Source organism: Streptomyces sp. NPDC048057 (assembly GCF_040653095.1).
GTDB lineage: Bacteria > Actinomycetota > Actinomycetes > Streptomycetales > Streptomycetaceae > Streptomyces.
The window spans coordinates 246,057-267,703 of record NZ_JBEZNF010000007.1; the positions used below are offsets into that span (position 1 = coordinate 246,057).

Sequence of the window (21,647 nt, forward strand, 5' to 3'; positions counted from 1 at the left end):
CTCGGGAGCCCCCATGGGACGTTACGTGATCCGGCGTCTGCTCCAGATGATCCCGGTCTTCTTCGGCACCACCCTGCTGATCTTCCTCATGGTCAACGTGATGGGCGACCCCATCGCCGGACTCTGCGGCCAGATCCAGTGCGACCCGGCGACCACCGCCCAGCTCCGCGCCCAGTACGGCCTCGACAAGCCCCTGTGGCAGCAGTACCTGAGCTACATGGGCGACGTCTTCACCGGGGACTTCGGGACCGCCTTCAACGGACAGCCCGTCACCGAACTGATGAGGAACGCCTTCCCCGTCACCATCCGGCTCACCCTGGTCGCCATCGCCTTCGAGATCGTCATCGGCATCACCCTCGGCGTGCTCACCGGACTGCGCCGCGGCCGGCCCGTGGACACCGGGGTGCTGCTGCTCACCCTCGTGGTGATCTCCGTGCCGACCTTCGTCACCGGACTGCTCCTGCAACTCCTGCTGGGCGTCGAGTGGGGCGTCATCAAGCCCGCCGTCTCGCCCGGGGCGCCGCTCGACGAGCTCATCGTCCCCGGCCTGGTGCTCGCCTCCGTCTCCCTCGCGTACGTCACCCGGCTCACCCGCACCTCGATCGCCGAGAACGCCCGCTCCGACTACGTGCGCACCGCCAAGGCCAAGGGGCTGCCGCGGCACCGGGTCGTCACCCGCCACCTGCTGCGCAACTCCCTCATCCCGGTCGTCACCTTCATCGGCACCGACATCGGCGCCCTGATGGGCGGCGCCATCGTCACCGAGCGCATCTTCAACATCCACGGCGTCGGCTACCAGCTCTACCAGGGCATCGTGCGCCAGAACACCCAGACCGTGGTCGGCTTCGTGACCGTGCTGGTGCTGGTCTTCCTGCTCGCCAACCTGCTCGTCGACCTGCTGTACGCCGTACTCGACCCGAGGATCCGCTATGCCTGAGCAGCCCCCCGAGCGGTTCGACGAAGGCGGGGCCATCGCGCCGACCGGCGCGGGCGGCACCATGGACCTCGCCACCGCCGAAGGCGCCACGCTGGAGAAGACTCCCGGCGGGCCCCTCGGCACCGGTCCCGTCGGCAAGCCGCGCAGCCTGTGGTCCGACGCCTGGCGCGACCTGCGCCGCAACCCCGTCTTCATCGTCTCCGCGCTGATCATCCTCTTCCTGGTCGTGATCGCGATCTGGCCGCAGGCCATCACCACCGGCAGCCCCCTCGACTGCGACCTCGCCAAGTCCCAGGAGGGCTCCCAGCCCGGCCACCCCTTCGGCTTCGACGGCCAGGGCTGCGACGTCTACACCCGCACCGTGTACGGCGCCCGGGCCTCCGTCACCGTGGGCGTCTGCGCCACCCTCGGCGTCGCCCTCCTCGGCTCCGTCCTCGGCGGCCTCGCCGGCTACTTCGGCGGCGCCGGCGACGCCCTGCTGTCCCGGCTCACCGACATCTTCTTCGGCATCCCGGTGATCCTCGGCGGCCTCGTCCTGCTCTCCGTCGTCACCAGCACCACCGTCTGGCCCGTGATCGGCTTCATGGTCCTGCTCGGCTGGCCGCAGATCTCCCGCATCGCCCGCGGCTCCGTCATCACCGCCAAGCAGAACGACTACGTGCAGGCCGCCCGCGCCCTCGGCGCCGCCGACTCCCGCATCCTGCTGCGCCACATCGCGCCCAACGCCGTCGCGCCCGTCATCGTCGTCGCCACCATCGCCCTGGGCACGTTCATCTCCCTGGAGGCGACCCTGTCCTACCTGGGCGTCGGCCTCAAACCGCCCACCGTCTCCTGGGGCATCGACATCTCGGCCGCCTCCCCCTACATCCGCAACGCCCCGCACATGCTGCTGTGGCCCGCCGGCGCGCTGGCGATCACCGTGCTGGCGTTCATCATGCTCGGCGACGCGGTGCGCGACGCCCTCGACCCCAAGCTGCGCTGAGGAGTGCCGGCATGCTGCTCGAAGTACGCGACCTGCGCGTGGAGTTCCGCACCCGCGACGGCGTCGCCCGGGCCGTCAACGGGGTGAGCTACCACGTCGACGAGGGCGAGACGCTGGCGGTGCTCGGCGAGTCCGGCTCCGGCAAGTCGGTGACCGCCCAGGCCGTCCTCGGCATCCTCGACACCCCGCCCGGCCGGATCACCGCGGGCCGGGTCCTCTTCCGCGGCCGGGACCTGCTGGCGCTCGACGAGGCCGAACGCCGCAAGGTCCGCGGCGCCGAGATCGCCATGATCTTCCAGGACGCGCTCTCCGCCCTGAACCCGGTGCTCAGCGTCGGCGCCCAACTCGCCGAGATGTTCACCGTCCACCGCGGCCTGAAGAAGAAGGAGGCGCGGGCGAAGGCCGTGGAGCTGATGGAGCGCGTCGGCATCCCCGCCGCGGCCGAACGCGTCGGCGACTACCCGCACCAGTTCTCCGGCGGCATGCGCCAACGCATCATGATCGCCATGGCGCTGGCCCTCCAGCCGGCCCTGATCATCGCCGACGAACCCACCACCGCGCTCGACGTCACCGTCCAGGCCCAGGTCATGGACCTGCTCGCGGAGCTGCGCGACGAGTACGCCATGGGCCTGATCCTGATCACCCACGACCTCGGCGTCGTCGCGGACGTCGCGGACCGCATCGCCGTGATGTACGCCGGCCGGATCGTGGAGAGCGCCCCCGTGCACGACATCTACAAGGCCCCGGCCCACCCCTACACCCGCGGGCTGCTCGACTCCATCCCGCGCCTGGACCGCAAGGGCCAACAGCTCTCCGCGATCAGCGGCCTGCCGCCGAACCTGATGGCCGTCCCGCCCGGCTGCGCCTTCCACCCCCGCTGCCCCCTCGTGCGCGACGTGTGCCGCACCGACGAGCCGCCGCTGTACGAGGCGGGCCCGGGGCGGCACAGCGCGTGCCACTTCTGGCGCGAGGCGCTGGACGGCCGGCGAGGCTGGGGCGACCCGGCCGGCTCGGACGGCTCGGACGACCCGGCGGGTTCCTCGAACGGCGAGGAGGGACCCCGTGCCTGAAGCGATCATCGAAGTGCGCGACCTGGTCAAGCACTACCCCCTCACCCGGGGCGTCCTCTTCAAGAAGCAGGTCGGCGCGGTGCGCGCGGTCGACGGCGTGGACATCGACCTCTACCAGGGCGAGACGCTCGGCATCGTCGGCGAGTCCGGCTGCGGCAAGTCCACCCTCGCCAAGATGCTGGTCCACCTGGAGTGGCCCACCGCCGGCGTCATCCGCTACAAGGGCGAGGACATCACCAAGCTGTCCGGCCGTGCGCTCAAGGCGGTGCGCCGCAACATCCAGATGGTGTTCCAGGACCCGTACACCTCGCTCAACCCCCGGATGACGGTCGGCGACATCATCGGCGAGCCGTACGACATCCACCCCGAGGTCGCGCCCAAGGGCGACCGGCGCCGCCGGGTGCAGGAGCTGCTGGACGTGGTGGGCCTCAACCCCGAGTACGTCAACCGCTACCCGCACCAGTTCAGCGGCGGCCAGCGGCAGCGCATCGGCATCGCGCGGGGGCTCGCGCTGCGGCCGGAGGTGATCGTCGCCGACGAGCCGGTGTCCGCGCTGGACGTCTCCGTCCAGGCACAGGTGGTGAACCTGCTGGACCGGCTCCAGGACGAGTTCGGCCTCTCGTACGTCTTCATCGCCCACGACCTGTCGGTGGTCCGGCACATCTCCGACCGGGTGGGGGTGATGTACCTGGGGCGGGTCGTCGAACTCGGCCGGGACGAGGAGATCTACGACCACCCCACGCACCCGTACACCCAGGCTCTGCTCTCCGCGGTGCCGGTGCCGGACCCCGAGGCGCGCGCGCACCGGGACCGGATCATCCTGCACGGGGACGTGCCGTCGCCGGCGCACATCCCGTCCGGCTGCCGCTTCCGCACCCGCTGCTGGAAGGCGCAGGAGCGGTGCGCGCTGGAGGTGCCGCTGCTGGCGGTCCCCGCGGAGTTCCGCCTGGCGTCAAAGGGCCCCGCGCGGCATCCGTCGGCGTGCCACTTCGCGGCGGAGCGCCAGGTGGTCCCGCCGGAGCCGCCGGAGTCCGCGGAGCCGCCCGAGCAGCCGGAGGCGCCGAAGTCATCCGAGGGGTGACGCCGATTTACCTGCGGGCAACGTCCCCGACGCGCTTCCGATATAAGCGCGCGCCAAGCTCTCCCCACGGCCGTGCGGGTGCCGTCCCCGGCCGGGACGCTCCTCTGACGCGCCCCGGCCGGTCGTCCCGCCGCAGGGCTACCCCCCCAACGTCCTCCTGAGGAACGCCACCTGCACACGGAGGAGGTTCTCCGCGACCTCCTCCTGAGGGGTCATGTGGGTCACGCCGCTCAGGGGGAGCACCTCGTGCTCGCGTCCGGCGGCCAGGAGGGCGGAGGAGAGGCGGAGGGTGTGGGCCACCAGGACGTTGTCGTCCGCGAGGCCGTGGATCAGCATCAACGGCCGCGCCGGCTCCCGCGCCCCGCTCAGCCCCTCGTCCGTCACGACCGAGTTCGCCGCGTACACCTCCGGCTGCTCCTGCGGCGTCCCGAGGTACCGCTCCGTGTAGTGCGTGTCGTACAGCCGCTGGTCGATCCCCGGCGCACCCGAGATCCCCGCGTGGAAGACGTCGGGCCGCCGCAGCACCGCGAGCGCCGCCAGTGATCCGCCGTAGGACCAGCCGCGGATGGCGACCCGGTCCAGGTCCAGCGGAAACGTGGGGGCGAGCGCGTGCAGGGCCTCCACCTGGTCGTCGAGGGAGTGCAGGAGCAGACGGTCCTTGATCGACTTCTCCCACGCGGGGGAGCGGCCCGGCGTGCCCCGCCCGTCCGCGATGACCACCGCGAAGCCCTGGTCGGCGAACCACTGCGAGGTCAGGTACGGGTGGTGCGCCGCGTACACCCGCTGCCCGTGCGGGCCGCCGTACGGGTCCATCAGCACCGGCAGCGGGCCGTCCGCCTCCCGGTGGCCCGTCGGCAGCAGCACCGCGCAGGGGATGCGCTGCGGCCCCGCCTCGCACAGCCGGGGCCGCGCGGTGATCACCGGCTGCTCGGCGTACGAGGCGACCGTCGCCACCTGCTCGCCGTCGCGCAGCACCTGGAAGGTCGAGCCCGCGACGTCGGGCCTCGCGGAGGTGAGCACGGTCACCGCGCCCGCCCGGACCGCGGTGTGCACCCCCGGGCCCTCGGAGACCCGCTCCACGCCCAGTTCGTTGACCCGGTACACATGGACCTCGCCGATCTCCGGCTCCGTCGCCTCCTCGCCGGCCGACGCCGTCACCAGCACGTCGTCGTCGCCGATGTCGAGGACCGCCCGCAGGTGCAGCGTCGCCGTGGTCAACACCCGGTCCCCGACGGTCAGTACGCGCGCCCCGCCCTCGTCGGCGATGCGGACGAGCCGTCCGTCGGACGCCCGGGCCGGCACCCCGGGGAAAAGTTCCAGCCAATCTGGATCTTCGTCGACGTGGACGGTCCGGGTCGCCCCGGACTCGGTGTCGACGGTCAGGCACCGCTGGGTGCGTTGGTCGCGCGCCTGGACGAGCAGCAGGGGCGCCCCGGCGTCCGACCACTGCACCCGGGCGAGGTACGGATGGCGCGCCCGGTCCCAGACGACCTCGGTGCGCTCGCCGTCCAGGCCGATCAGGAAGAGCCGTACGTCCGCGTTCGGCGTGCCGGCGAAGGGGTACGCGAAGGGCTGCGGCTCCCGCTCCGGGTGCGCCGGATCCGACAGCCACACGCGCTTCACCTCCCGCTCGTCGACCCGAGCCACCAGCAGCCGGTCCGATGCGGGCGACCACCAGAAGCCGCGCGGTCGCCCCATCTCCTCGGCCGCGACGAACTCCGCGAGACCATAGGCGACCTGGTCCTCCTCGGGCGCGGCGAGCACCCGGTCGCCCTCGCCGCCCACCTCGGCGACGCGCAGCGCGCCGCCCGCCGCGTACGCCACGTACCGGCCGTCGGGCGAGGGCCGGGGGTCGATCACCGGTCCCCGTACGGGGAGTTCCCGGGACGTCCCGGTGGGGAGTTCCGTTGTGAACAGACGTCCGGACAGGGCGAAAGCCGCCAACTCTCCGGCCGCGTCCAGCGCGTAGCCCACGATGCCCGCGGCCCCCTCCCGGCTGCGCTCCCGCCGGGCCCGTTCCGCCGTCGACAGCCGCTCCGCCGCACCGCCGAGCAACGTCCGCGGATCCGCCACCAGCCGCTCCACCGGCGGTGCCGCGCCCTTCGCCGTACCCCCGGGGTCCCGGGATCCCGCCAGGTCAAGCGTCCACAGCCCGCCGGCGGGATCCGTGCCGGACGCGGATCGCAGGAACACCACCCGTGATCCGTCCGGTGCGACGGTGAACGCACGGGGCGCACCGAGCGCAAAGCGTTGTGTACGAGCGAACTGGCGGGGAAAAGAAAGCTTGTTCCGCTTGGTCATGTGACCGAACCTAGCGGGCGTGCGCCCCACGTGCTGCCGTGCACCAACCGATGCGTGGGCGTGGATAGTTATGATCCGTAGCGCGAGGTGGGTAGGAACCATCTGGCACATGCGACCTGCCCGTCCCGACCGAGTCTCTGTGGAGGTGAACCGCCGTGGCACTCTCGATTTCGGCGGTGGTGCTGCTGGCGATCGTCGTCTTCCTGCTGATCCGGAAGTCCGGGCTCAAGGGCGGGCATGCGGTTGTCTGCGTGTTGTTCGGTTTCTTTCTCGCGAGCTCGTCCTTCGAGCCCACGATCACCGACCTGACGACGAGCGTGGCCGACATGGTCGGCGACCTCAAGTTCTGACGGTCCGACCACCGGCGTCCGCACGAGCCGTCGTCCCGGCGGCTCGACCCGGACTCCCCCTTCACCTCCGACGCGGGTGCGGGACCACCACCCCCGTAGCCATGCTGATCCGATGGCCGGAGGATCACGTTCCGCGGCGGCGGTCCGGCCTTCCCTCGTAGGCTGTGTGCATGACGGACCTTCCCACCCGTCGTCTGCTCCTCGTGCACGCGCACCCGGACGACGAGTCGATCACCAACGGCGCCACGATGGCCCGCTACGCCGCCGACGGCGTGCAGGTCACCCTGGTGACCTGCACGCTCGGCGAGGAGGGCGAGGTCATTCCGCCCGGCCTCGCCCATCTCGCCGCCGACCGCGACGACGCGCTCGGGGCCCACCGCGTGGGCGAGCTTGCCGCCGCGATGAAGGAGCTGGGCGTCACCGACCACCGCTTCCTGGGCGGGCAGGGGCGCTACCGCGACTCCGGGATGATGGGGCTCGCGCAGAACCGCCGCGAGGGCGCGTTCTGGAACACCCCGGTCGACGACGCGGCGCCGGACCTCGTCGAGGTCATCCGTTCCGTACGACCGCAGGTCCTGGTGACGTACGACCCGAACGGCGGCTACGGCCACCCCGACCACATCCAGGCCCACCGGGTCGCGATGCGCGCCGTCGAGCTGGCGGGGGAGCGGGCCTTCCGCCGTGACCTCGGGGAGCCGTGGACCGTCGCCAAGGTGTACTGGACCCGGGTGCCGCGCTCGGTCGCCGAGGAGGGCTTCGCGCGGCTGCGGGCGCAGGGCGTGGAGTTCCCCGGGGTCGCCGCGCTGGACGACGTCCCGGGCGTGGTGGACGACGCCGTCGTCACCGCGGAGATCGACGGCCGCGCGTACGCCGGGCAGAAGGCGGCGGCGATGCGCGCGCACGCCACCCAGATCGCCGTGGACGGGCCCTTCTTCGCACTCTCCAACGACCTGGGGCAGCCGATCTTCACCACCGAGTACTTCGAGCTGGCCGAGGGCCGCTCGGGCGCGCCCGAAGGGCAGCGGGAGCACGACCTGTTCGCCGGGATCGCCACCGGGGGCCCGGCGAGCGCGGCGGTGTCGGCGTGAGCGGGGGCCCGGGCGCCGGGCTGGCCCGCGACTGGACGACCCACCGGCCCCGGCCGGGCCGCGTCGCCGCGTACGTCGGACTCGTCGTCCTCGGTGCGCTCGTCGGCATTGCGGGTTCGCTGGTGCAAGCGGCCTGGCTCCCGGTCGGGTTGCTGCTCTCGCTCCTCGGATCGGCGGGGCTCTTCTACGGTGCGCGGGAGGCCACGGGCAATCAACTCGGCGTGCTGTCCGCGGCCGTCGGCTGGCTGGTGGCGATCGTGCTGCTCAGCATCGGACGCCCGGAGGGCGACGCCCTCTTCGGCGCGGGCGTCGGACCGCTGCTCTTCATCCTGGGCGGCATGGCGGTCGCTGTGATGTGTGCCACCTTGGGGCGACCCTTGCAACCGGGCGGCCGTTCCGGTCGACTTGAGGAGTAGCGGGGCGGTAGGGGGTGTCTTGTCGATCAGGCTGGGCTCGCGTGCCCTGGCACCATGCCTCGCCGCGTTGTCGTCGGTCGCCGAAGCTCCGTGTCGACTCTCCCCCTGGGCCTGGCGGCCCGGGAGGTACCCCCATCCTCCGTCTTGCGATCCACGGCACCAGACCCCGCTCGCTGATCCAGCCTGATCGACAAGACACCCCCTAGCGGGACCCGATCGAGTGGGTCCGGGAAGAGCCCGACCGAGTGCCCGGCCCCCGATGTGGTGGGCCGCACGGCGCCCGCCTGCGACCCGTCGGAATGAGGCTTTCCACAGTCGTGGGGTGAGCGTCAGCGGCGGCCAGTATGGTGGTGCGCGCCGCCGAGCCGCCCTCAGCACGTGGAACACAGTAAGAAGCGGGCGGCGAAGCCAACCGGGAGATCCTGCTTTGAGTCGTGAAACTGACAGTTCGTCCTCCGGGCCTCAGGGGCGCGGCGGAGCCGCGTACCCCTCGGGGACACCGCCGTACGGCTCGCGCCGCTACGCCGGCGCCGACGGCGAGCCGAAGCCGGACGCGGCCAAGTCCGAGCCCAAGACCGAGACGACGATCACCACCCGCATCCGCATCAACATCCCCGGGTCGCGGCCCATTCCGCCCGTGGTGATGCGCAAGCCCGTGAACGAATCGGAGTCCGCGGCGCCCGCGCCGGGAGCCGGTGGGGAGGGCGAGGCGGAGCGCACCGCGGCGATGCCGGTGTTCGACGCGGCGGCGCCACCGCCACCGCCCGCGCCCGCCCCGGGCAGCGAGCCGCGGCCCGACGCCGGCGGCCCGGAGCCCACCAGCGACTGGTTCGCACCGCGCAAGTCCGGCACCAACGGCGCCGGGCTGCGGGTGCCCACGGGCCCGCCCGGGACGCCGGTCGCGGGCACGACGACCGGCGGGGCGAACGGCTCCGCCGGCGCACCGCCGCGGAGTTCCCTGAGCGACCTCGGGGGTGGTGCGGCGGCTGGCGCTGCCGCCGGAGCCGGTGCGCCCGCGCCCGGTCCGCAGACGCCGCCGTTGGGCGTCCGCACGCCGTCCGCCCCCGGAGCGGGCCCGAAGGGGCCCACGACCGGCCCCGCGCAGGGCACCATGCCGGTCGCCCCGGGCACCGGTGCTCCCCGGATGTCCGACGACACGGCCGTACTGACGCCGCAGAAGCCCGCGCCGGTGCCGGGCGGCGCCCCCGGTACGGGTCCCGGGGGCAACGTCTCCGGCGACACGCTCACCAGCGGGGTGCCGGTCGTCAAGCCCGGGCCCTCGGGCTTCCCCGCGGGCCCGGCCGGCGCCGCGGCAGCCCCCTCCGGCGCGGCCACGCCGCCGTCGAAGCCGTCGGGCCCCTCCGGTGCGCCTTCCTCCCCTTCGTCGCGTCCCGCGCCGCCGCCGGTCAAGAAGAAGGGCCGCTCCAAGCTGGTGCTCGTCGGAGTGGCGGCCGTCGGGGCGGTCGGCGTCGCCTACGGCGCCGGGCTGCTGCTGAACCACTCCGACGTGCCGAAGAGCACCACCGTCCTCGGCGTCGACATCGGCGGCGGCACCCGCGAGCAGGCCGTCGGCAAGCTCGACGGCGCCCTCGGCAAGCGCGCCGCGGCCCCGCTGAAGCTCTCCGTCGGCGGCAAGGAGGTCGAGCTGGCCCCGGACAAGGCGGGCCTCTCCCTCGACAGCCAGACCACCGTGCGCAACGCGGCCGGCAGCGACTACAACCCGGTGTCGGTGATCGGCTCGCTGTTCGGCGGCGAGCGCGTCGCCGAGCCCGTGATCGTCGTGGACGAGGAGAAGCTCCGCGCCGCCCTCACCGACCTGGCCGGCACGGCCGGCTCCGCGGTCGAGGGCACGATCAAGTTCGAACCCGGCGAGGTCGTCCTCGTACCGGGCAAGGCCGGCAAGTCGCTGGACGCGGACCGCTCGCTGACGATGGTGCAGGACGCGTACCGGGCCCAGGTCGAGAAGGGACAGCCGGGCGTCGTCGAACTGCCCGTCGCCGAACGCGAGCCGTCCATCACGCAGGCGGAGCTGGACCGCGCGAAGAAGGAGTTCGCCGACCCCGCGATGTCCGGGCTGATCACGGTCAGGGCGGGCGGCAAGGCGATCGACTTCGGCCCGCAGAGGTCCCTGCCGAAGATCCTGTCGATGAAGGCGATCGACGGGAAGCTGGTGGAGGTCTACGACAAGGAGGCGATCGCCGAGCTGGTGGGCGGTACGTTCCAGGGCGTGATGATCACCAAGGGCGACGGCAAGCAGCACCAGCTGGGCCCCGGCGACATCGCCCAGGCGATGGGCCCGGCGTTGCGGGGCAAGACCCCGCAGGAACGCACGGTCGACATCAAGCTCAGCTAACCCCACGCCCCGGGCCCGGGCCGCGCGCCACTGCGCGTGCCCTGGCTCCGGGGCGCCGTGGTTCCCCGGGGCCCGCAGAGGCGAACGCTCCCGCAGGGAAACGACGCTTGCGTCCAGGAGCGCGGGCCCGTCAGCAGGGCGCAGAAGGCAAGGCAACCCGCAGGGGGAGCCGCGCCGGCCGGCTAGTTCAGACGGGCGCGGGCCGCGCGGGCGCGGGTGCGGAGGGAGTCCGCGGTGGAGGGGTCCACGGCCGCCACCACCTCCGCGTACGCCTCCAGCTCCACCGCACCCCGCAGGAACTCGCCCCGCTGGACCAGGAGTTCCGCCCGCTCGTAGCGCAGGCGCGCCGGGTGGGAGGGGAGCGCCAGGGAGAGGTCCACCGCCCACAGAGCCACCGCCGACTGCTCCGGGCGGGCCGACGCCCAGGCCCGGATGTTGTTCAGCACCCGGCCCACCACGTCCAGCACCGGCGCCGGCTGCAGCGTCGAGGCGTCCGGCGGCACCCCCGTCGCGCCCGCCATCATCAGCGCGGCTTCCGGGCCCGTCAGCACCCGCCCGCCTGCGAACGGGTCCGCGAGCACTTGGTCCTCCGGCGGGCCGAAGCCGACGACGAAGTGCCCGGGCAGCGCCACCCCGTACACCGGCGCCCCCGCGCGCCGCGCGACCTCGACCCAGACGATCGACAGCAGGATCGGCAGCCCGCGCCGCCGCTCCAGGACCTTGTGCAGCAGCGAGGAGTCGAGCCTGCGGTAGTCGGCGGGGGTGCCGTGGAAGCCGTGTTCCTCGCCGAGGAGCCGTTCCAGCGCCGCCGCCCACGCGCGCGGCGTGTGCAGGCCGTACGGGAGCTGCCCGGCCAGCCGGTCCAGTTCGATCTGTGCCGCGTCCACCCCCGCGTCGTCCAGCGACGGATCGGCGGCCTGCCCCAGCAGCAGGCACAGCAGTGCGAGGTCGGGCCGCTCGGCCCGGGCTTCGGCGGCGAACGCCTTTCGGAGGCCGCCGAAGCCGGGGCCGTCCGGCTCGTCACGCATCGGAGGGGCCCTCCGGCGCGTGGTAGTGGTGGTAGCTGTGGTGCGTGGTGAAGCCCATGCCCTCGTAGAGGGCGCCCGCGCCCGCGTTGTCCGCCTCCACCTGGAGCCAGGCCGCCGACGCCCCCTCCTCCAGGGCCCGCCGGGCCAGCGCGGTCATCACGGCCGTGGCCAGCCCCTGCCGGCGGTGCGTCGGGTCCACCTCGACCGCCATGAAGCCGGCCCACCGGCCGTCCACCACGCACCGTCCGATCGCCGCCGGCACGTCCCGTCCGTCCGCGTCCGTGCCGGGCACGGCCGCGAACCACACCGAGGGGCCGCCGGCCAGCACCTTCAGCACGTGCGGCCCGGGCTCGGCGGACCGCTGGTAGCGCCGCAGCCAGCCCGGCCCCAGCTCGTCGAACGAGCGCGCCAGGGCCACCCGCGCCACGTCCGCGTCCAGGTCCCCGACCGGCGCGAGGCCGGCGATCCGTACGTCCGCGGACACCTCGCGCCGCCAGCCGCGCTCCTCCAGATCCGCGCAGAGCACTTCCTGCGTGCCCGCGGCACCGGTCGCGGCCTGTACGTACGCCGGCAGCCCCCGTTCCCCGTACCACTCGCGCACCCGCGTCAGCGCCCGGTCCAGGGGGACGCCGGGGTCGCCGAGCGCCAGGGCCGAGTTCGCCCGCCGGGTGAAGCCGCTGGAGGGGCCGGAGCGGGGTCCGCCCGGCGCTTCCCGGTACGCGGCCCGCAGCCGCCACTCGCCGAGCGCCTCGCTCTCCACGGGCGGCCAGGCCCGCGCCCCGGCCCGGGTCAGTTCGACGAAGTCCGCGGCCGGCAGTCCGCGGCGCCGCGCGGGGGCGGCCGGCACCACCTTGCCCGCCGCCAGCTCGCCCTCGGGCACGCGCACCGACCGCCCGTCGCGGCGAGTGATCACCAGCACACCCTCGTACCACGATGTGAGAACGCCTACCGTGTCGGTGAACGTCCCATCGCCGCCCGAGGGGTCGACAAAGCGCCTAATGGATACTCGTTTACCCACGTCAAGAGGTGTAATACGGACTTTGAGGCGACCGGCGCCGGCAATTTCCACTGCTATGTGTGCCCCTCGTGTTCGGATCGTCTCCAGGAACGGAGATACTAGGGGCGGGCATCGACGACGCCGCGCTCCCGCGCAAGCCAAGAGCCCTACCAAGGAGGAACGACAGCGTGACCTACGTCATCGCGCAGCCTTGTGTCGACGTCAAGGACAAGGCATGCATCGAGGAGTGCCCCGTCGACTGCATCTACGAGGGCTCCAGGTCCTTGTACATCCACCCGGACGAATGCGTCGACTGCGGGGCCTGTGAGCCGGTCTGCCCCGTCGAGGCGATCTTCTACGAGGACGACACTCCGGAGGAGTGGAAGGACTACTACAAGGCGAACGTCGAGTTCTTCGACGAGCTGGGCTCTCCCGGCGGCGCCTCCAAGCTCGGCCTGATCGAGCGGGACCACCCCTTCATCGCCGCGCTGCCGCCGCAGAACGGCTGATCCACCGGCGAGCGAGCCGATCCCTGCCGGTCCCGTACGGTCGACGTCCGTACGGGACCGTTGCGTTTCTCCTGCGCCTGCACGCCCAGGCTCAGCTCCGCCCCGTCCCCGTCCCCGTCCCCGGCCCTCGCTTCGCACGTACGAGAAAGAGACCGCCCGTGTCCGCAGCTCCGTCAGCACCGTCAGCCCCTCCGGGCCCCTCGGGGTCCCCGCGCGTCTCGGCGCGCCTGCCCGTCTTCCCGTGGGACAAGCTGGAGCCGTACAAGGCGACGGCCGCGGCCCATGCGGACGGCATCGTGGACCTGTCCGTGGGCACCCCCGTGGACCCGGTCCCCGAGGTGATCCAGCAGGCCCTGACCGGTGCCGCGGACTCCCCGGGCTATCCGACGGTGTGGGGCACCCCCGCGCTGCGGGACGCGCTCACCGGGTGGGCGGAGCGACGGCTCGGCGCGGTCGGGCTGACGCACGCGGGCGTGCTGCCCGTCGTCGGCTCCAAGGAACTGGTGGCCTGGCTGCCCACCCAGCTCGGGCTGGGCCCGGGCGACGTGGTGGCGTACCCGCGGTTCGCGTACCCGACGTACGAGGTCGGCGCGCGGCTGTGCGGCGCGACCCCCGTCGCGTACGACGACCCGACCCAGCTGGACCCCGCCACGCTGAAGCTGCTCTGGCTCAACTCCCCCTCCAACCCCACCGGTCGCGTCCTGGCCAAGGACGAGCTGGTCCGGATCGTCGCCTGGGCGCGGGAGCACGGCGTCCTCGTGGTCAGCGACGAGTGCTACCTGGAACTGGGGTGGGAGGCCGACCCGGTCTCGGTGCTCCACCCGGACGTCAGCGGGGGCACGTACGAGGGCGTCGTCGCGGTCCACTCGCTCTCCAAGCGCTCCAACCTGGCCGGCTACCGGGCCGCGTTCATCGCCGGTGACGCCGACGTGCTCGGCGAGCTGCTCCAGATCCGCAAGCACGGCGGCATGATGGTCCCCGCCCCGGTCCAGGCCGCCACCATCGCGGCGCTCGGCGACGACGCCCACGTGGCGGAGCAGCGGCAGCGGTACGCGGCCCGCCGCACCGCGCTGCGGGCGGCCCTGGAGGGCCACGGCTTCCGGATCGAACACAGCGAGGCGGGGCTCTACCTGTGGGCGACCCGCGACGAGCCGTGCTGGGACACCGTGGCGCACCTCGCGGAGCTGGGCGTCCTGGTGGCCCCCGGCGACTTCTACGGGCCGGCGGGGGAGCGCTTCGTCCGGGTGGCGATCACGGCGACGGACGAGCGCGTGGCGGCGGCGGTCCAGCGGCTGACCGCGTAAGACAGGCCCTGGGGTCGGTCGGCGTTCCGCAGACGGGGAAGGGCCCGGGAGCGTGTGCTCCCGGGCCCTTCTTCGCCACTGCCGCAGGGTCGCCGTCAGCCGAGCGGCAGCCCCTGGGTCGGCAGGCCGCCGCCCAGGGAGCCGGGGGCGAGGCCGCTGTTGCCGAGCGAGTCGGTCGCGGCGCCCGTGGTCTCGCCGAGCAGGCCGCCGGCGCTGCCCGCGGCGTCGCCCGCGGTCTCCTGCGCGGCCGGGGCCGCCTTCTTGCCGGCTCCGCCGAGCGCCTTGCCCGCGGCGGGAACGGTCTGCTCGACGGCCTTGCCGCCGGTCGTGCCGGCCAGCCCGGTCGTCTGCTGCGCCGCGCCGTCGACCGCGCCGCTGACGCCGTTCGCGTCCAGCGCCGTCAGCCCGCCGAGCGGCGCGGCCTGCCCGAGGTCCACGGCGCCGGCCGTGCCGGCCGCACCGAGGACGGGGGCTGCGCCCGCCGCGACGAGCAGCGCGGCACGGGCGATCCGGCGGGTCAGGGGGAGGGACATGATGCTCCTTGAGACGAAGGTTGGGGACGGGAGGGCACGGGGTCGTGCTGCCCAGACAACCGCTCAGGGGGGCGGGGAAGTTGCGGTGCGCAAAGGTAAAGAGTTGGCAATGCGTCGCATTATCGTCCCTGGCTGAAAACGGGCAAACGGTGCACGGCCTGACCTCGTGCTGAACCGTCACTTCCCGGCGTTCCCTAGGGAATCGCACGGGAGCACCCCACGGCGTCCGTGCGTCACTCGGGGCCATTGGAGTGACCCGGTGGAACTACGCCCTGCGGGGGACGGCTCGCATCAGCGTGCGAGTCGGATCCGTACCGATTCCTGCGCTGCGCGAGCGCCCGGGACCTCCGCGCCGGCCGCCGTCGTCCCGTCCGTACCGGACGGCGTGGACTCGCCCGAGCCGTCCTTGCGCCAGCCCTCGCCGGAGTCCTTCGCCCGCCAGACGCGGCCCCCGAACACCACTTCCTCGATGCCCAGTTCCTCGGCGCGCGCCACGGCCCAGTGCGCCAGCTCCCAGCCGCGCTGCTCGCCCGAACCGAGGGCCGCCGGCCGCACCGGCACCGACAGCACCGACGAGGCGGCGCCGCCCGCCGGCCCGTCCGCGGCCTTGAGGCCGAACGCGCGCGTCAACTCCTCGCGCACCCGCGCCGGATCGCCCGCCGCCTCGACGCCGCTGCGCGGCGTGCACGTCAGCGAGGCGCCCGAACGGCCCGTCAGCGCCGAGGCCAGCAGCGCCGCGTTCGGCTCGTGCTTCGCGTACGCCTGCGGGAAGCCGCTGCGCTGTACCTTCTGCGCGGCGACCGTCAGCGGCAACCGCGAGTACCCCGGCACCTTCTCCAGGCCCTCGTAGAACTTCCCCGCGGAGTACACCGGGTCCATGATCTGCTCGGGGGTGCCCCACCCCTTCGACGGGCGCTGCTGGAACAGCCCCAGCGAATCCCGGTCGCCGTGCTCGATGTTGTACAGCGTCGACTCCTGGAGCGCGGTCGCCAGCGCGATGGTGACCGCCCGCTCGGGCAGCCCGCGCGTGGTGCCGACCGCCGAGATCGTCGCCGCGTTCGACGCCTGCTCCGTACTCAGCTCGTACGTCGGACCGTCCCCGCCCGACGCACGCACCGTGCAGCCGGGAACCGAACTCCCCGTCGACTGCTGCACCACGATGTAACCGATCAGCGCCAGGAGGGCGGCGGAGCCGGCGGCGACCCGCACGGCACGACGGCCGCGCCGGCTGGAGGAGGCGGTTTCGGACACAGGCACACCGTACTAGGCGAACCGTCTCCGCAGGTCCCGGGTGGGTTGATGGCCGGAAACCGATGTCACAGCCGCCCGTCGGGCGGCGCGCCGCACCGCCCCGCGGGCCCGGCTAAGGTCGTTCCCATGTCGCCCACCGCGCTCGACCTCTCGCTCGCCGGCCCCGCCCTCACCGCCGCGCTCGTCGACTTCCCCTCCGTCAGCGGAGAGGAGAAGCCCCTCGCGGACGCCATCGAGACGGCCCTGCGCGCCCTGCCCCACCTCACGGTCGACCGGTACGGCAACAACGTGGTGGCCCGCACCCACCTGGGGCGTTCCGAGCGGGTGGTGCTCGCCGGGCACATCGACACCGTCCCCATCGCGGACAACGTCCCCTCCCGGCTCGACTCCGACGGCGTGCTGTGGGGCTGCGGCACCAGCGACATGAAGTCCGGCGTCGCGGTCCAACTCCGCATCGCCGCCACCGTCCCCGAGCCCAACCGCGACCTCACCTTCGTCTTCTACGACAACGAGGAGGTCGCCGCCCACCTCAACGGCCTCGGGCGGATCGCCGACGCCCACCCCGACTGGCTGGCGGGCGACTTCGCCGTCCTGCTCGAACCCTCCGACGCCGAGGTCGAGGGCGGCTGCCAGGGCACCCTGCGCGTCCTGCTGAGGACGACGGGGGAGCGGGCCCACTCCGCGCGCAGCTGGATGGGCACCAACGCCATCCACGCCGTCGCGCCGATCCTCGCCCGCCTCGCCGCGTACCAGCCGCGCCGCCCGGTCATCGACGGCCTCGAATACCGCGAGGGGCTCAACGCCGTGCGCATCGACGGCGGGGTCGCCGGCAACGTCATCCCCGACGAGTGCACCGTCGCCGTGAACTACCGCTACGCCCCCGACCGCAGCGAGGAGGAGGCCCTCGCCCACGTCCACGAGGTCTTCGCGGACTGCGGCGTCGCGGAGTTCGTCGTCGACGACCACTCCGGCGGGGCGCTGCCCGGGCTCTCGCACCCCGCCGCCGTCGCCTTCATGGAGGCCGTCGGCGGCACGGCCCGGCCCAAGTTCGGCTGGACCGACGTCTCCCGCTTCAGCGCGCTCGGCGTGCCCGCGGTGAACTACGGACCCGGCGACCCGCTCTACGCCCACAAGCGCGACGAGCACGTCGTCGTCGACCGCATCGCACAGTGCGAACAGCGGTTGCGCCAGTGGTTGACCGGCTGACCGAACTAGGCTGGAGCGAGCAAAGAGGTTCGACGTTCGGCGGAGGGAGCAGGTCATGAGCAACCCCGGAGGTTCTCGCGACTGGGAAGAGCAGCGTCAGGGGCCGGTGCTGCGTCGCCGCGAACAGGTCCAGGCCGGCACCACGGACCAGCGCCTGCTGGACACCGAGGGCGACTCGCAGTGGGTGCACACCGACCCCTGGCGCGTGATGCGGATCCAGTCCGAGTTCGTCGAGGGCTTCGGCGCGCTCGCCGAACTGCCCAGCGCGATCAGCGTCTTCGGCTCGGCCCGCACCCTCCCCGGCACCCCCGAGTACGAGGCCGGCATCCAGATCGGCAAGGCGCTGGTCAACGCGGGCTTCGCGGTGATCACCGGCGGCGGGCCGGGCGCGATGGAGGCCGCCAACCGGGGCGCGCGGGAGGCCGGCGGCATCTCCGTGGGCCTCGGCATCGAGCTGCCCTTCGAGCAGGGCCTCAACCCGCACGTCGACATCGGCGTGAACTTCCGCTACTTCTTCGTCCGCAAGACGATGTTCGTGAAGTACGCCTCCGGGTTCGTGGTGCTCCCCGGCGGCCTCGGCACCCTCGACGAGCTGTTCGAGGCGCTGACGCTCGTCCAGACCGGGAAGGTCACCCGCTTCCCGATCGTGCTGTTCGGCTCCGAGTACTGGAGCGGGCTGGTCGACTGGCTGACGAACACCGTCGTGGCCCAGGGGAAGGCGTCCGAGCGGGACACCCTGCTCTTCCACGTGACGGACGACATCGAGGAAGCGGTGAACCTGGTCACCAAGGAGACCGGGCGCTGAGGAGGAGCGGTACGACGGGACGGCCGGGTGCGCGCACCCGGCCGTCCCGCGTCACGCCAGGCCCCGGCGCGCCACCCGCGGCTCCCGGTGGCCGCTGATCGCCCGCACCATCTCCAGCACCTGCCGGGTCTCCGCGACCTCGTGCACCCGGTACACCTGCGCCCCCAGCCACGCCGAGACCGCCGTCGTCGCCAGGGTGCCGATCAGCCGCTCCTTCACCGGGCGGTCCAGGGTCTCGCCCACGAAGTCCTTGTTGGAGAGCGAGACCAGCACGGGCCAGCCGGTGTCGACCATCTCGTCCAGCCGGCGGGTGGCCTCCAGCGAGTGGCGGGTGTTCTTCCCGAAGTCGTGCCCCGGGTCGATCATGATGCCGTCGCGCCGCACCCCGAGGGCGACCGCACGCTCCGCGAGGCCCAGCGTCACCTCCAGGACGTCGGCCATGACGTCGTCGTACGCGATCCGGTGCGGCCGGGTCCGCGGCTCCACCCCGCCCGCGTGCGTGCACACCAGCCCCGCGCCGTACCGGGCGGCGACCTCGGCGAGCTTCGGGTCCACCCCGCCCCACGCGTCGTTCAGCACGTCGGCGCCGACCTCGCAGACGGCCTCGGCGACGTCGTGGCGCCAGGTGTCGACGCTGATGACGACGGACGGGAAGCGCCGCCGCACCTCGGCGACGAAGCCCACGGTGCGCCGGATCTCCTCCTCGGCCGTGACCTCCTCGCCGGGGCCGGCCTTGACCCCGCCGATGTCGATGATCGCCGCGCCCTCCGCCACCGCCTGCTCGACGCGGGCGAGCGCGGGCTCGTCGCGGAACGTGGCGCCCCGGTCGTAGAAGGAGTCCGGCGTGCGGTTCACGATCGCCATGATCACCGGCTCGTGCTGGTCAAAAGCACGCTCTCCCAACCGCAGCATCGGCACTTTCCCCTCGTCGGTGGTCCGGCTGTGACGTGTCAAGGGTCCGGCTGTGACCTCAGGATCCGCCGTGTGGACCCTAAGCCATCGTGACGTGGCACGATCTGCACGGGACGGTTTCCGCTCAGGGAGGGTCGCTCGTGTTCTTGTTCCTGGCCATCGCGATGGCCGTGGTCGTCGGCGCGGTCACATTGGCCGTGGTCGGCGGCGGTGACAGCGCCGCCCTGCCGGAGGTCGCCCCCGAGCAACTGGTCGACCCGCTGCCGGCCACCCGTCCGGTGGGGCGCGCCGACGTGGAGGCGCTGCGGCTGCCGGTCGCCCCGCGCGGCTACCGGATGGCGGACGTCGACGACGTCCTCGGCCGGCTCGGCGCCGAACTCGCCGAGCGGGACTCCCGGATCGCCGAGTTGGAGGCCGCGCTCGCCGGTGCGAAGGCCACCGCCGTCGGCGGCCCCGAGATGTTCGCCGAGCCGGGTGCGGAGGGCGCCGGGTCGAAGGCCGGCACCCCGGCGCTCGCCGACGCGGACGAGGAGCGCGACCGATGACCGCGGGCGGCCCGCAGGCCGGACCCGACGGCAAGCTCCGCTGCCCCTGGGGACTGTCCACCGACGACTACCGGGCGTACCACGACGACGAGTGGGGGCGCGCCGTCCACGGCGACGACGCCCTGTTCGAGCGGCTGTGCCTGGAGGCGTTCCAGTCCGGGCTCTCGTGGATCACCATCCTGCGCCGCCGGGAGGGCTTCCGCCGCGCCTTCGCCGACTTCAAGATCGCCGAGGTGGCGACCTTCACCGAGGTCGACCGCGAGCGCCTCCTCGCCGACGAGGGCATCATCCGCAACCGTGCCAAGGTGGACGCCACCCTCGCCAACGCCCGGGTGCTCGTCGACTGGGCGCCCGGCGAGCTGGACGCCCTGATCTGGTCGCACGCGCCCGACGGGGCGACCCGTCCGGTGCCGGTGACGCTCGCGGACGTCCCCGCGGTCACGGACGAGTCCACCGCGCTCGCGAAGGCCCTCAAGAAGAAGGGCCTGCGCTTCGTCGGCCCGACGACGGCCTACGCGCTGATGCAGGCGTGCGGCCTGGTCGACGACCACCTCCAGGGCTGCATCGCCCGCGGCCGTCCGTGAGTCGCCTCCGCGGGGCTGCCCCGGGTCAGCCGGATCACCGGCCGAGGTAGCGGGGCTTCTCCTTCGCGACGAAGGCCCGCACCGCGATGCCGTGGTCCTCGGAGGTGCCCGCCCGCGTCTGGAGTTCGCCCTCCTTGGCCAGGGTCTCCTCCAGCGAGTGCGCGGCGCCGTGGGCGAGGGACTCCTTGATCGCCGCGTACGCCACCGTCGGCCCCTGTGCCAGGGCCCGGGCGGCGGCCAGGGCCTCGGCCGCGAGGTCGTCGGCCGGGACGACCTTGCTGGCGATCCCGAGGTCGTACGCCTCCTGCGCGGACAGGGTGCGCGGGAAGAGCAGCAGGTCCGCCGCGCGGCCCTGGCCGACGAGCCGGGGGAGGGTCCAGGACACCCCGGAGTCGGCGGTGAGCGCGACCCCCGCGAAGGCGGTGGTGAACTTCGCGGTGTCCGCCACGACCCGGTAGTCCGCGGCCAGGGCGAAGCCGAGGCCCGCGCCCGCCGCGACGCCGTTCACCGCGGCGACGACCGGCTTGGGCATGGTCGCCAGGGCCCGCACCACCGGGTTGTAGTGCTCGGACACGGTGGTCATGGTGTGCTGCGTGCCGGTCGTGCGGTCCTCCTCCAGCAGCGCGATGTGCTCCTTGAGGTCCTGGCCGACGCAGAAGGCGCGGCCGTTCGCGGCGAGCAGCACGGCCCGCACGGCGGGGTCGGAGCCCGCCGCCGCTGCGGCGTCCCGCAGCGCCACCTTGGTCTCGACGTTCAGCGCGTTCATGGCGTCGGGCCGGTTGAGCGTGATCGTCGCGAGTCCGTCGGTCACGTCGTACAGCACGGAGTCGGCCATCTCGGGTCCCCTTTGCGGCTCTCTCGGGTCGTCTGCCGGGTCGTCTGCGTCGCTGGTGGCTTCTTCCCGGTCTCCCGGGTCCTCAGCTCAGCACGGCGGAGATCCACTGGACAGGGGTACGCGCTGTGACCTGGCTCAAAGAAAACCTTCGGCGGCCACCGGGCACATGCGGACCCGGCCCCGCCCCGAGGGCTGGCGGAGTATTGCAGGTGGATCGCCGAATTGGGTGGTTTTGGGAAAGCGCGTTGCCTAAGCGATGCCGACCGATGTTGGTCATCGGGTCCCGGCATGCGGGATAATGACCTGGAAGCAATGTGTTCGATGCCGTGACGAGCGCCTGCCCAGGCGCAGGTCGGTAGACGATGAGCTGGTTTCAGGAAGGGGAACGAGCATGGCGGCCATGAAGCCGCGGACGGGCGATGGCCCGCTCGAGGTGACCAAGGAGGGGCGGGGCATCGTCATGCGCGTTCCGCTCGAAGGCGGCGGTCGGCTCGTCGTCGAGCTGACCCCGGACGAGGCCGACGCGCTCGGCGACGCCCTGAAGAAGGTCGTCGGCTAAC

22 protein-coding genes are annotated in these 21,647 nt (G+C 73.1%); 15 read left to right on the forward strand and 7 right to left on the reverse strand.

From position 1 onward, the window contains the following. The first annotated feature begins 13 nt into the window (after positions 1–13). From AB0E05_RS10600 to AB0E05_RS10615, 4 genes are read left to right on the forward strand one after another with little or no spacing between them, the layout of a single operon-like run. The gene (locus AB0E05_RS10600; protein WP_361961465.1) at positions 14–937 is read left to right on the forward strand and encodes an ABC transporter permease; all 924 of its coding nucleotides are present in this window, start codon (positions 14–16) and stop codon (positions 935–937) included. Further along, complete coding sequence (locus AB0E05_RS10605; protein WP_361961467.1) at positions 930–1,919, forward strand: ABC transporter permease; 990 nt, start codon at positions 930–932, stop codon at positions 1,917–1,919. The genes AB0E05_RS10600 and AB0E05_RS10605 overlap by 8 nt, the downstream gene beginning before the upstream one ends. A gap of 11 nt (positions 1,920–1,930) precedes the next feature. Further along, complete coding sequence (locus tag AB0E05_RS10610) at positions 1,931–2,989, forward strand: ABC transporter ATP-binding protein (protein WP_361961469.1); 1,059 nt, start codon at positions 1,931–1,933, stop codon at positions 2,987–2,989. After that, positions 2,982–4,070, forward strand: a complete 1,089-nt coding sequence (locus AB0E05_RS10615) for a dipeptide ABC transporter ATP-binding protein (RefSeq protein ID WP_361961471.1) — start codon at positions 2,982–2,984, stop codon at positions 4,068–4,070. The genes AB0E05_RS10610 and AB0E05_RS10615 overlap by 8 nt, the downstream gene beginning before the upstream one ends. A gap of 138 nt (positions 4,071–4,208) precedes the next feature. Here the strand turns inward: AB0E05_RS10615 and AB0E05_RS10620 are convergent, their stop codons facing one another. After that, complete coding sequence (locus AB0E05_RS10620) at positions 4,209–6,371, reverse strand: prolyl oligopeptidase family serine peptidase (protein WP_361961473.1); 2,163 nt, start codon at positions 6,369–6,371, stop codon at positions 4,209–4,211. Between the two features lie 155 nt (positions 6,372–6,526). On the opposite strand from AB0E05_RS10620, the gene AB0E05_RS10625 reads away from it, so the two are divergent. The 4 genes from AB0E05_RS10625 to AB0E05_RS10640 all read left to right on the forward strand — a co-directional run bounded on the left by AB0E05_RS10625 (position 6,527) and on the right by AB0E05_RS10640 (position 10,578). After that, positions 6,527–6,721 carry a hypothetical protein gene (locus tag AB0E05_RS10625; RefSeq protein WP_361529667.1) on the forward strand — a complete coding sequence of 65 codons (195 nt, stop codon included), beginning with the start codon at positions 6,527–6,529 and terminating at the stop codon, positions 6,719–6,721. Positions 6,722–6,891: 170 nt separating this feature from the next. Beyond that, on the forward strand, positions 6,892–7,809 hold the full coding sequence (gene mshB, locus AB0E05_RS10630; protein ID WP_361961476.1) for an N-acetyl-1-D-myo-inositol-2-amino-2-deoxy-alpha-D-glucopyranoside deacetylase: 918 nt from the start codon (positions 6,892–6,894) through the stop codon (positions 7,807–7,809). Then, positions 7,806–8,225, forward strand: a complete 420-nt coding sequence (locus tag AB0E05_RS10635; RefSeq protein ID WP_361961478.1) for a DUF6113 family protein — start codon at positions 7,806–7,808, stop codon at positions 8,223–8,225. The genes mshB and AB0E05_RS10635 overlap by 4 nt, the downstream gene beginning before the upstream one ends. A 427-nt stretch (positions 8,226–8,652) precedes the next feature. After that, positions 8,653–10,578 carry a peptidoglycan binding domain-containing protein gene (locus AB0E05_RS10640; RefSeq protein ID WP_361961480.1) on the forward strand — a complete coding sequence of 642 codons (1,926 nt, stop codon included), beginning with the start codon at positions 8,653–8,655 and terminating at the stop codon, positions 10,576–10,578. Positions 10,579–10,760: 182 nt separating this feature from the next. Here AB0E05_RS10640 and AB0E05_RS10645 read toward each other — a convergent pair whose 3' ends face one another. Together AB0E05_RS10645 and AB0E05_RS10650 are read right to left on the reverse strand one after the other, a co-directional pair. Beyond that, complete coding sequence (locus tag AB0E05_RS10645) at positions 10,761–11,606, reverse strand: transglutaminase-like domain-containing protein (protein ID WP_361961482.1); 846 nt, start codon at positions 11,604–11,606, stop codon at positions 10,761–10,763. After that, the gene (locus tag AB0E05_RS10650; protein ID WP_361961484.1) at positions 11,599–12,675 is read right to left on the reverse strand and encodes a GNAT family N-acetyltransferase; all 1,077 of its coding nucleotides are present in this window, start codon (positions 12,673–12,675) and stop codon (positions 11,599–11,601) included. The genes AB0E05_RS10645 and AB0E05_RS10650 overlap by 8 nt, the downstream gene beginning before the upstream one ends. Before the next feature lie 116 nt (positions 12,676–12,791). Here AB0E05_RS10650 and fdxA point away from each other — a divergent pair, with 116 nt between their 5' ends. Both fdxA and dapC read left to right on the forward strand, forming a co-directional pair. Then, positions 12,792–13,112, forward strand: a complete 321-nt coding sequence (gene fdxA, locus AB0E05_RS10655) for a ferredoxin (protein WP_003985062.1) — start codon at positions 12,792–12,794, stop codon at positions 13,110–13,112. Between the two features lie 158 nt (positions 13,113–13,270). Then, positions 13,271–14,416, forward strand: a complete 1,146-nt coding sequence (gene dapC / locus AB0E05_RS10660) for a succinyldiaminopimelate transaminase (RefSeq protein WP_361961486.1) — start codon at positions 13,271–13,273, stop codon at positions 14,414–14,416. 95 nt (positions 14,417–14,511) lie between these two features. Here dapC and AB0E05_RS10665 read toward each other — a convergent pair whose 3' ends face one another. Together AB0E05_RS10665 and AB0E05_RS10670 are read right to left on the reverse strand one after the other, a co-directional pair. Then, entirely contained in the window at positions 14,512–14,949 is a 438-nt protein-coding gene (locus tag AB0E05_RS10665) for an ATP-binding protein (protein WP_361961488.1), read from the reverse strand. Positions 14,950–15,240: 291 nt separating this feature from the next. Next, complete coding sequence (locus AB0E05_RS10670) at positions 15,241–16,200, reverse strand: hypothetical protein (protein ID WP_361961490.1); 960 nt, start codon at positions 16,198–16,200, stop codon at positions 15,241–15,243. A 126-nt stretch (positions 16,201–16,326) separates the two neighbouring features. Here AB0E05_RS10670 and dapE point away from each other — a divergent pair, with 126 nt between their 5' ends. Then, the gene (dapE, locus tag AB0E05_RS10675) at positions 16,327–17,406 is read left to right on the forward strand and encodes a succinyl-diaminopimelate desuccinylase (RefSeq protein WP_361961492.1); all 1,080 of its coding nucleotides are present in this window, start codon (positions 16,327–16,329) and stop codon (positions 17,404–17,406) included. 55 nt (positions 17,407–17,461) lie between these two features. Then, complete coding sequence (locus AB0E05_RS10680; protein ID WP_361961495.1) at positions 17,462–18,211, forward strand: TIGR00730 family Rossman fold protein; 750 nt, start codon at positions 17,462–17,464, stop codon at positions 18,209–18,211. A gap of 51 nt (positions 18,212–18,262) precedes the next feature. On the opposite strand, the gene folP is transcribed toward AB0E05_RS10680, so the two are convergent. Beyond that, positions 18,263–19,123: a dihydropteroate synthase gene (gene folP, locus AB0E05_RS10685; protein WP_361961497.1), complete on the reverse strand. Its 861-nt coding sequence runs from the start codon at positions 19,121–19,123 to the stop codon at positions 18,263–18,265. A 140-nt stretch (positions 19,124–19,263) separates the two neighbouring features. Between folP and AB0E05_RS10690 the strand changes: the two genes are divergently transcribed. Then, a complete protein-coding gene (locus tag AB0E05_RS10690; RefSeq protein ID WP_361961499.1) occupies positions 19,264–19,668 on the forward strand; it encodes a DivIVA domain-containing protein in 405 nt (134 codons plus the stop codon). After that, entirely contained in the window at positions 19,665–20,252 is a 588-nt protein-coding gene (locus tag AB0E05_RS10695; RefSeq protein ID WP_361961501.1) for a DNA-3-methyladenine glycosylase I, read from the forward strand. The genes AB0E05_RS10690 and AB0E05_RS10695 overlap by 4 nt, the downstream gene beginning before the upstream one ends. Before the next feature lie 34 nt (positions 20,253–20,286). Here the strand turns inward: AB0E05_RS10695 and AB0E05_RS10700 are convergent, their stop codons facing one another. Then, a complete protein-coding gene (locus AB0E05_RS10700) occupies positions 20,287–21,087 on the reverse strand; it encodes an enoyl-CoA hydratase-related protein (RefSeq protein ID WP_361961503.1) in 801 nt (266 codons plus the stop codon). 391 nt (positions 21,088–21,478) lie between these two features. On the opposite strand from AB0E05_RS10700, the gene AB0E05_RS10705 reads away from it, so the two are divergent. Further along, positions 21,479–21,646, forward strand: coding sequence for a DUF3117 domain-containing protein (locus AB0E05_RS10705; protein ID WP_003966491.1), 168 nt, complete (start codon positions 21,479–21,481; stop codon positions 21,644–21,646). The last annotated feature ends 1 nt before the right edge of the window (position 21,647 follow it).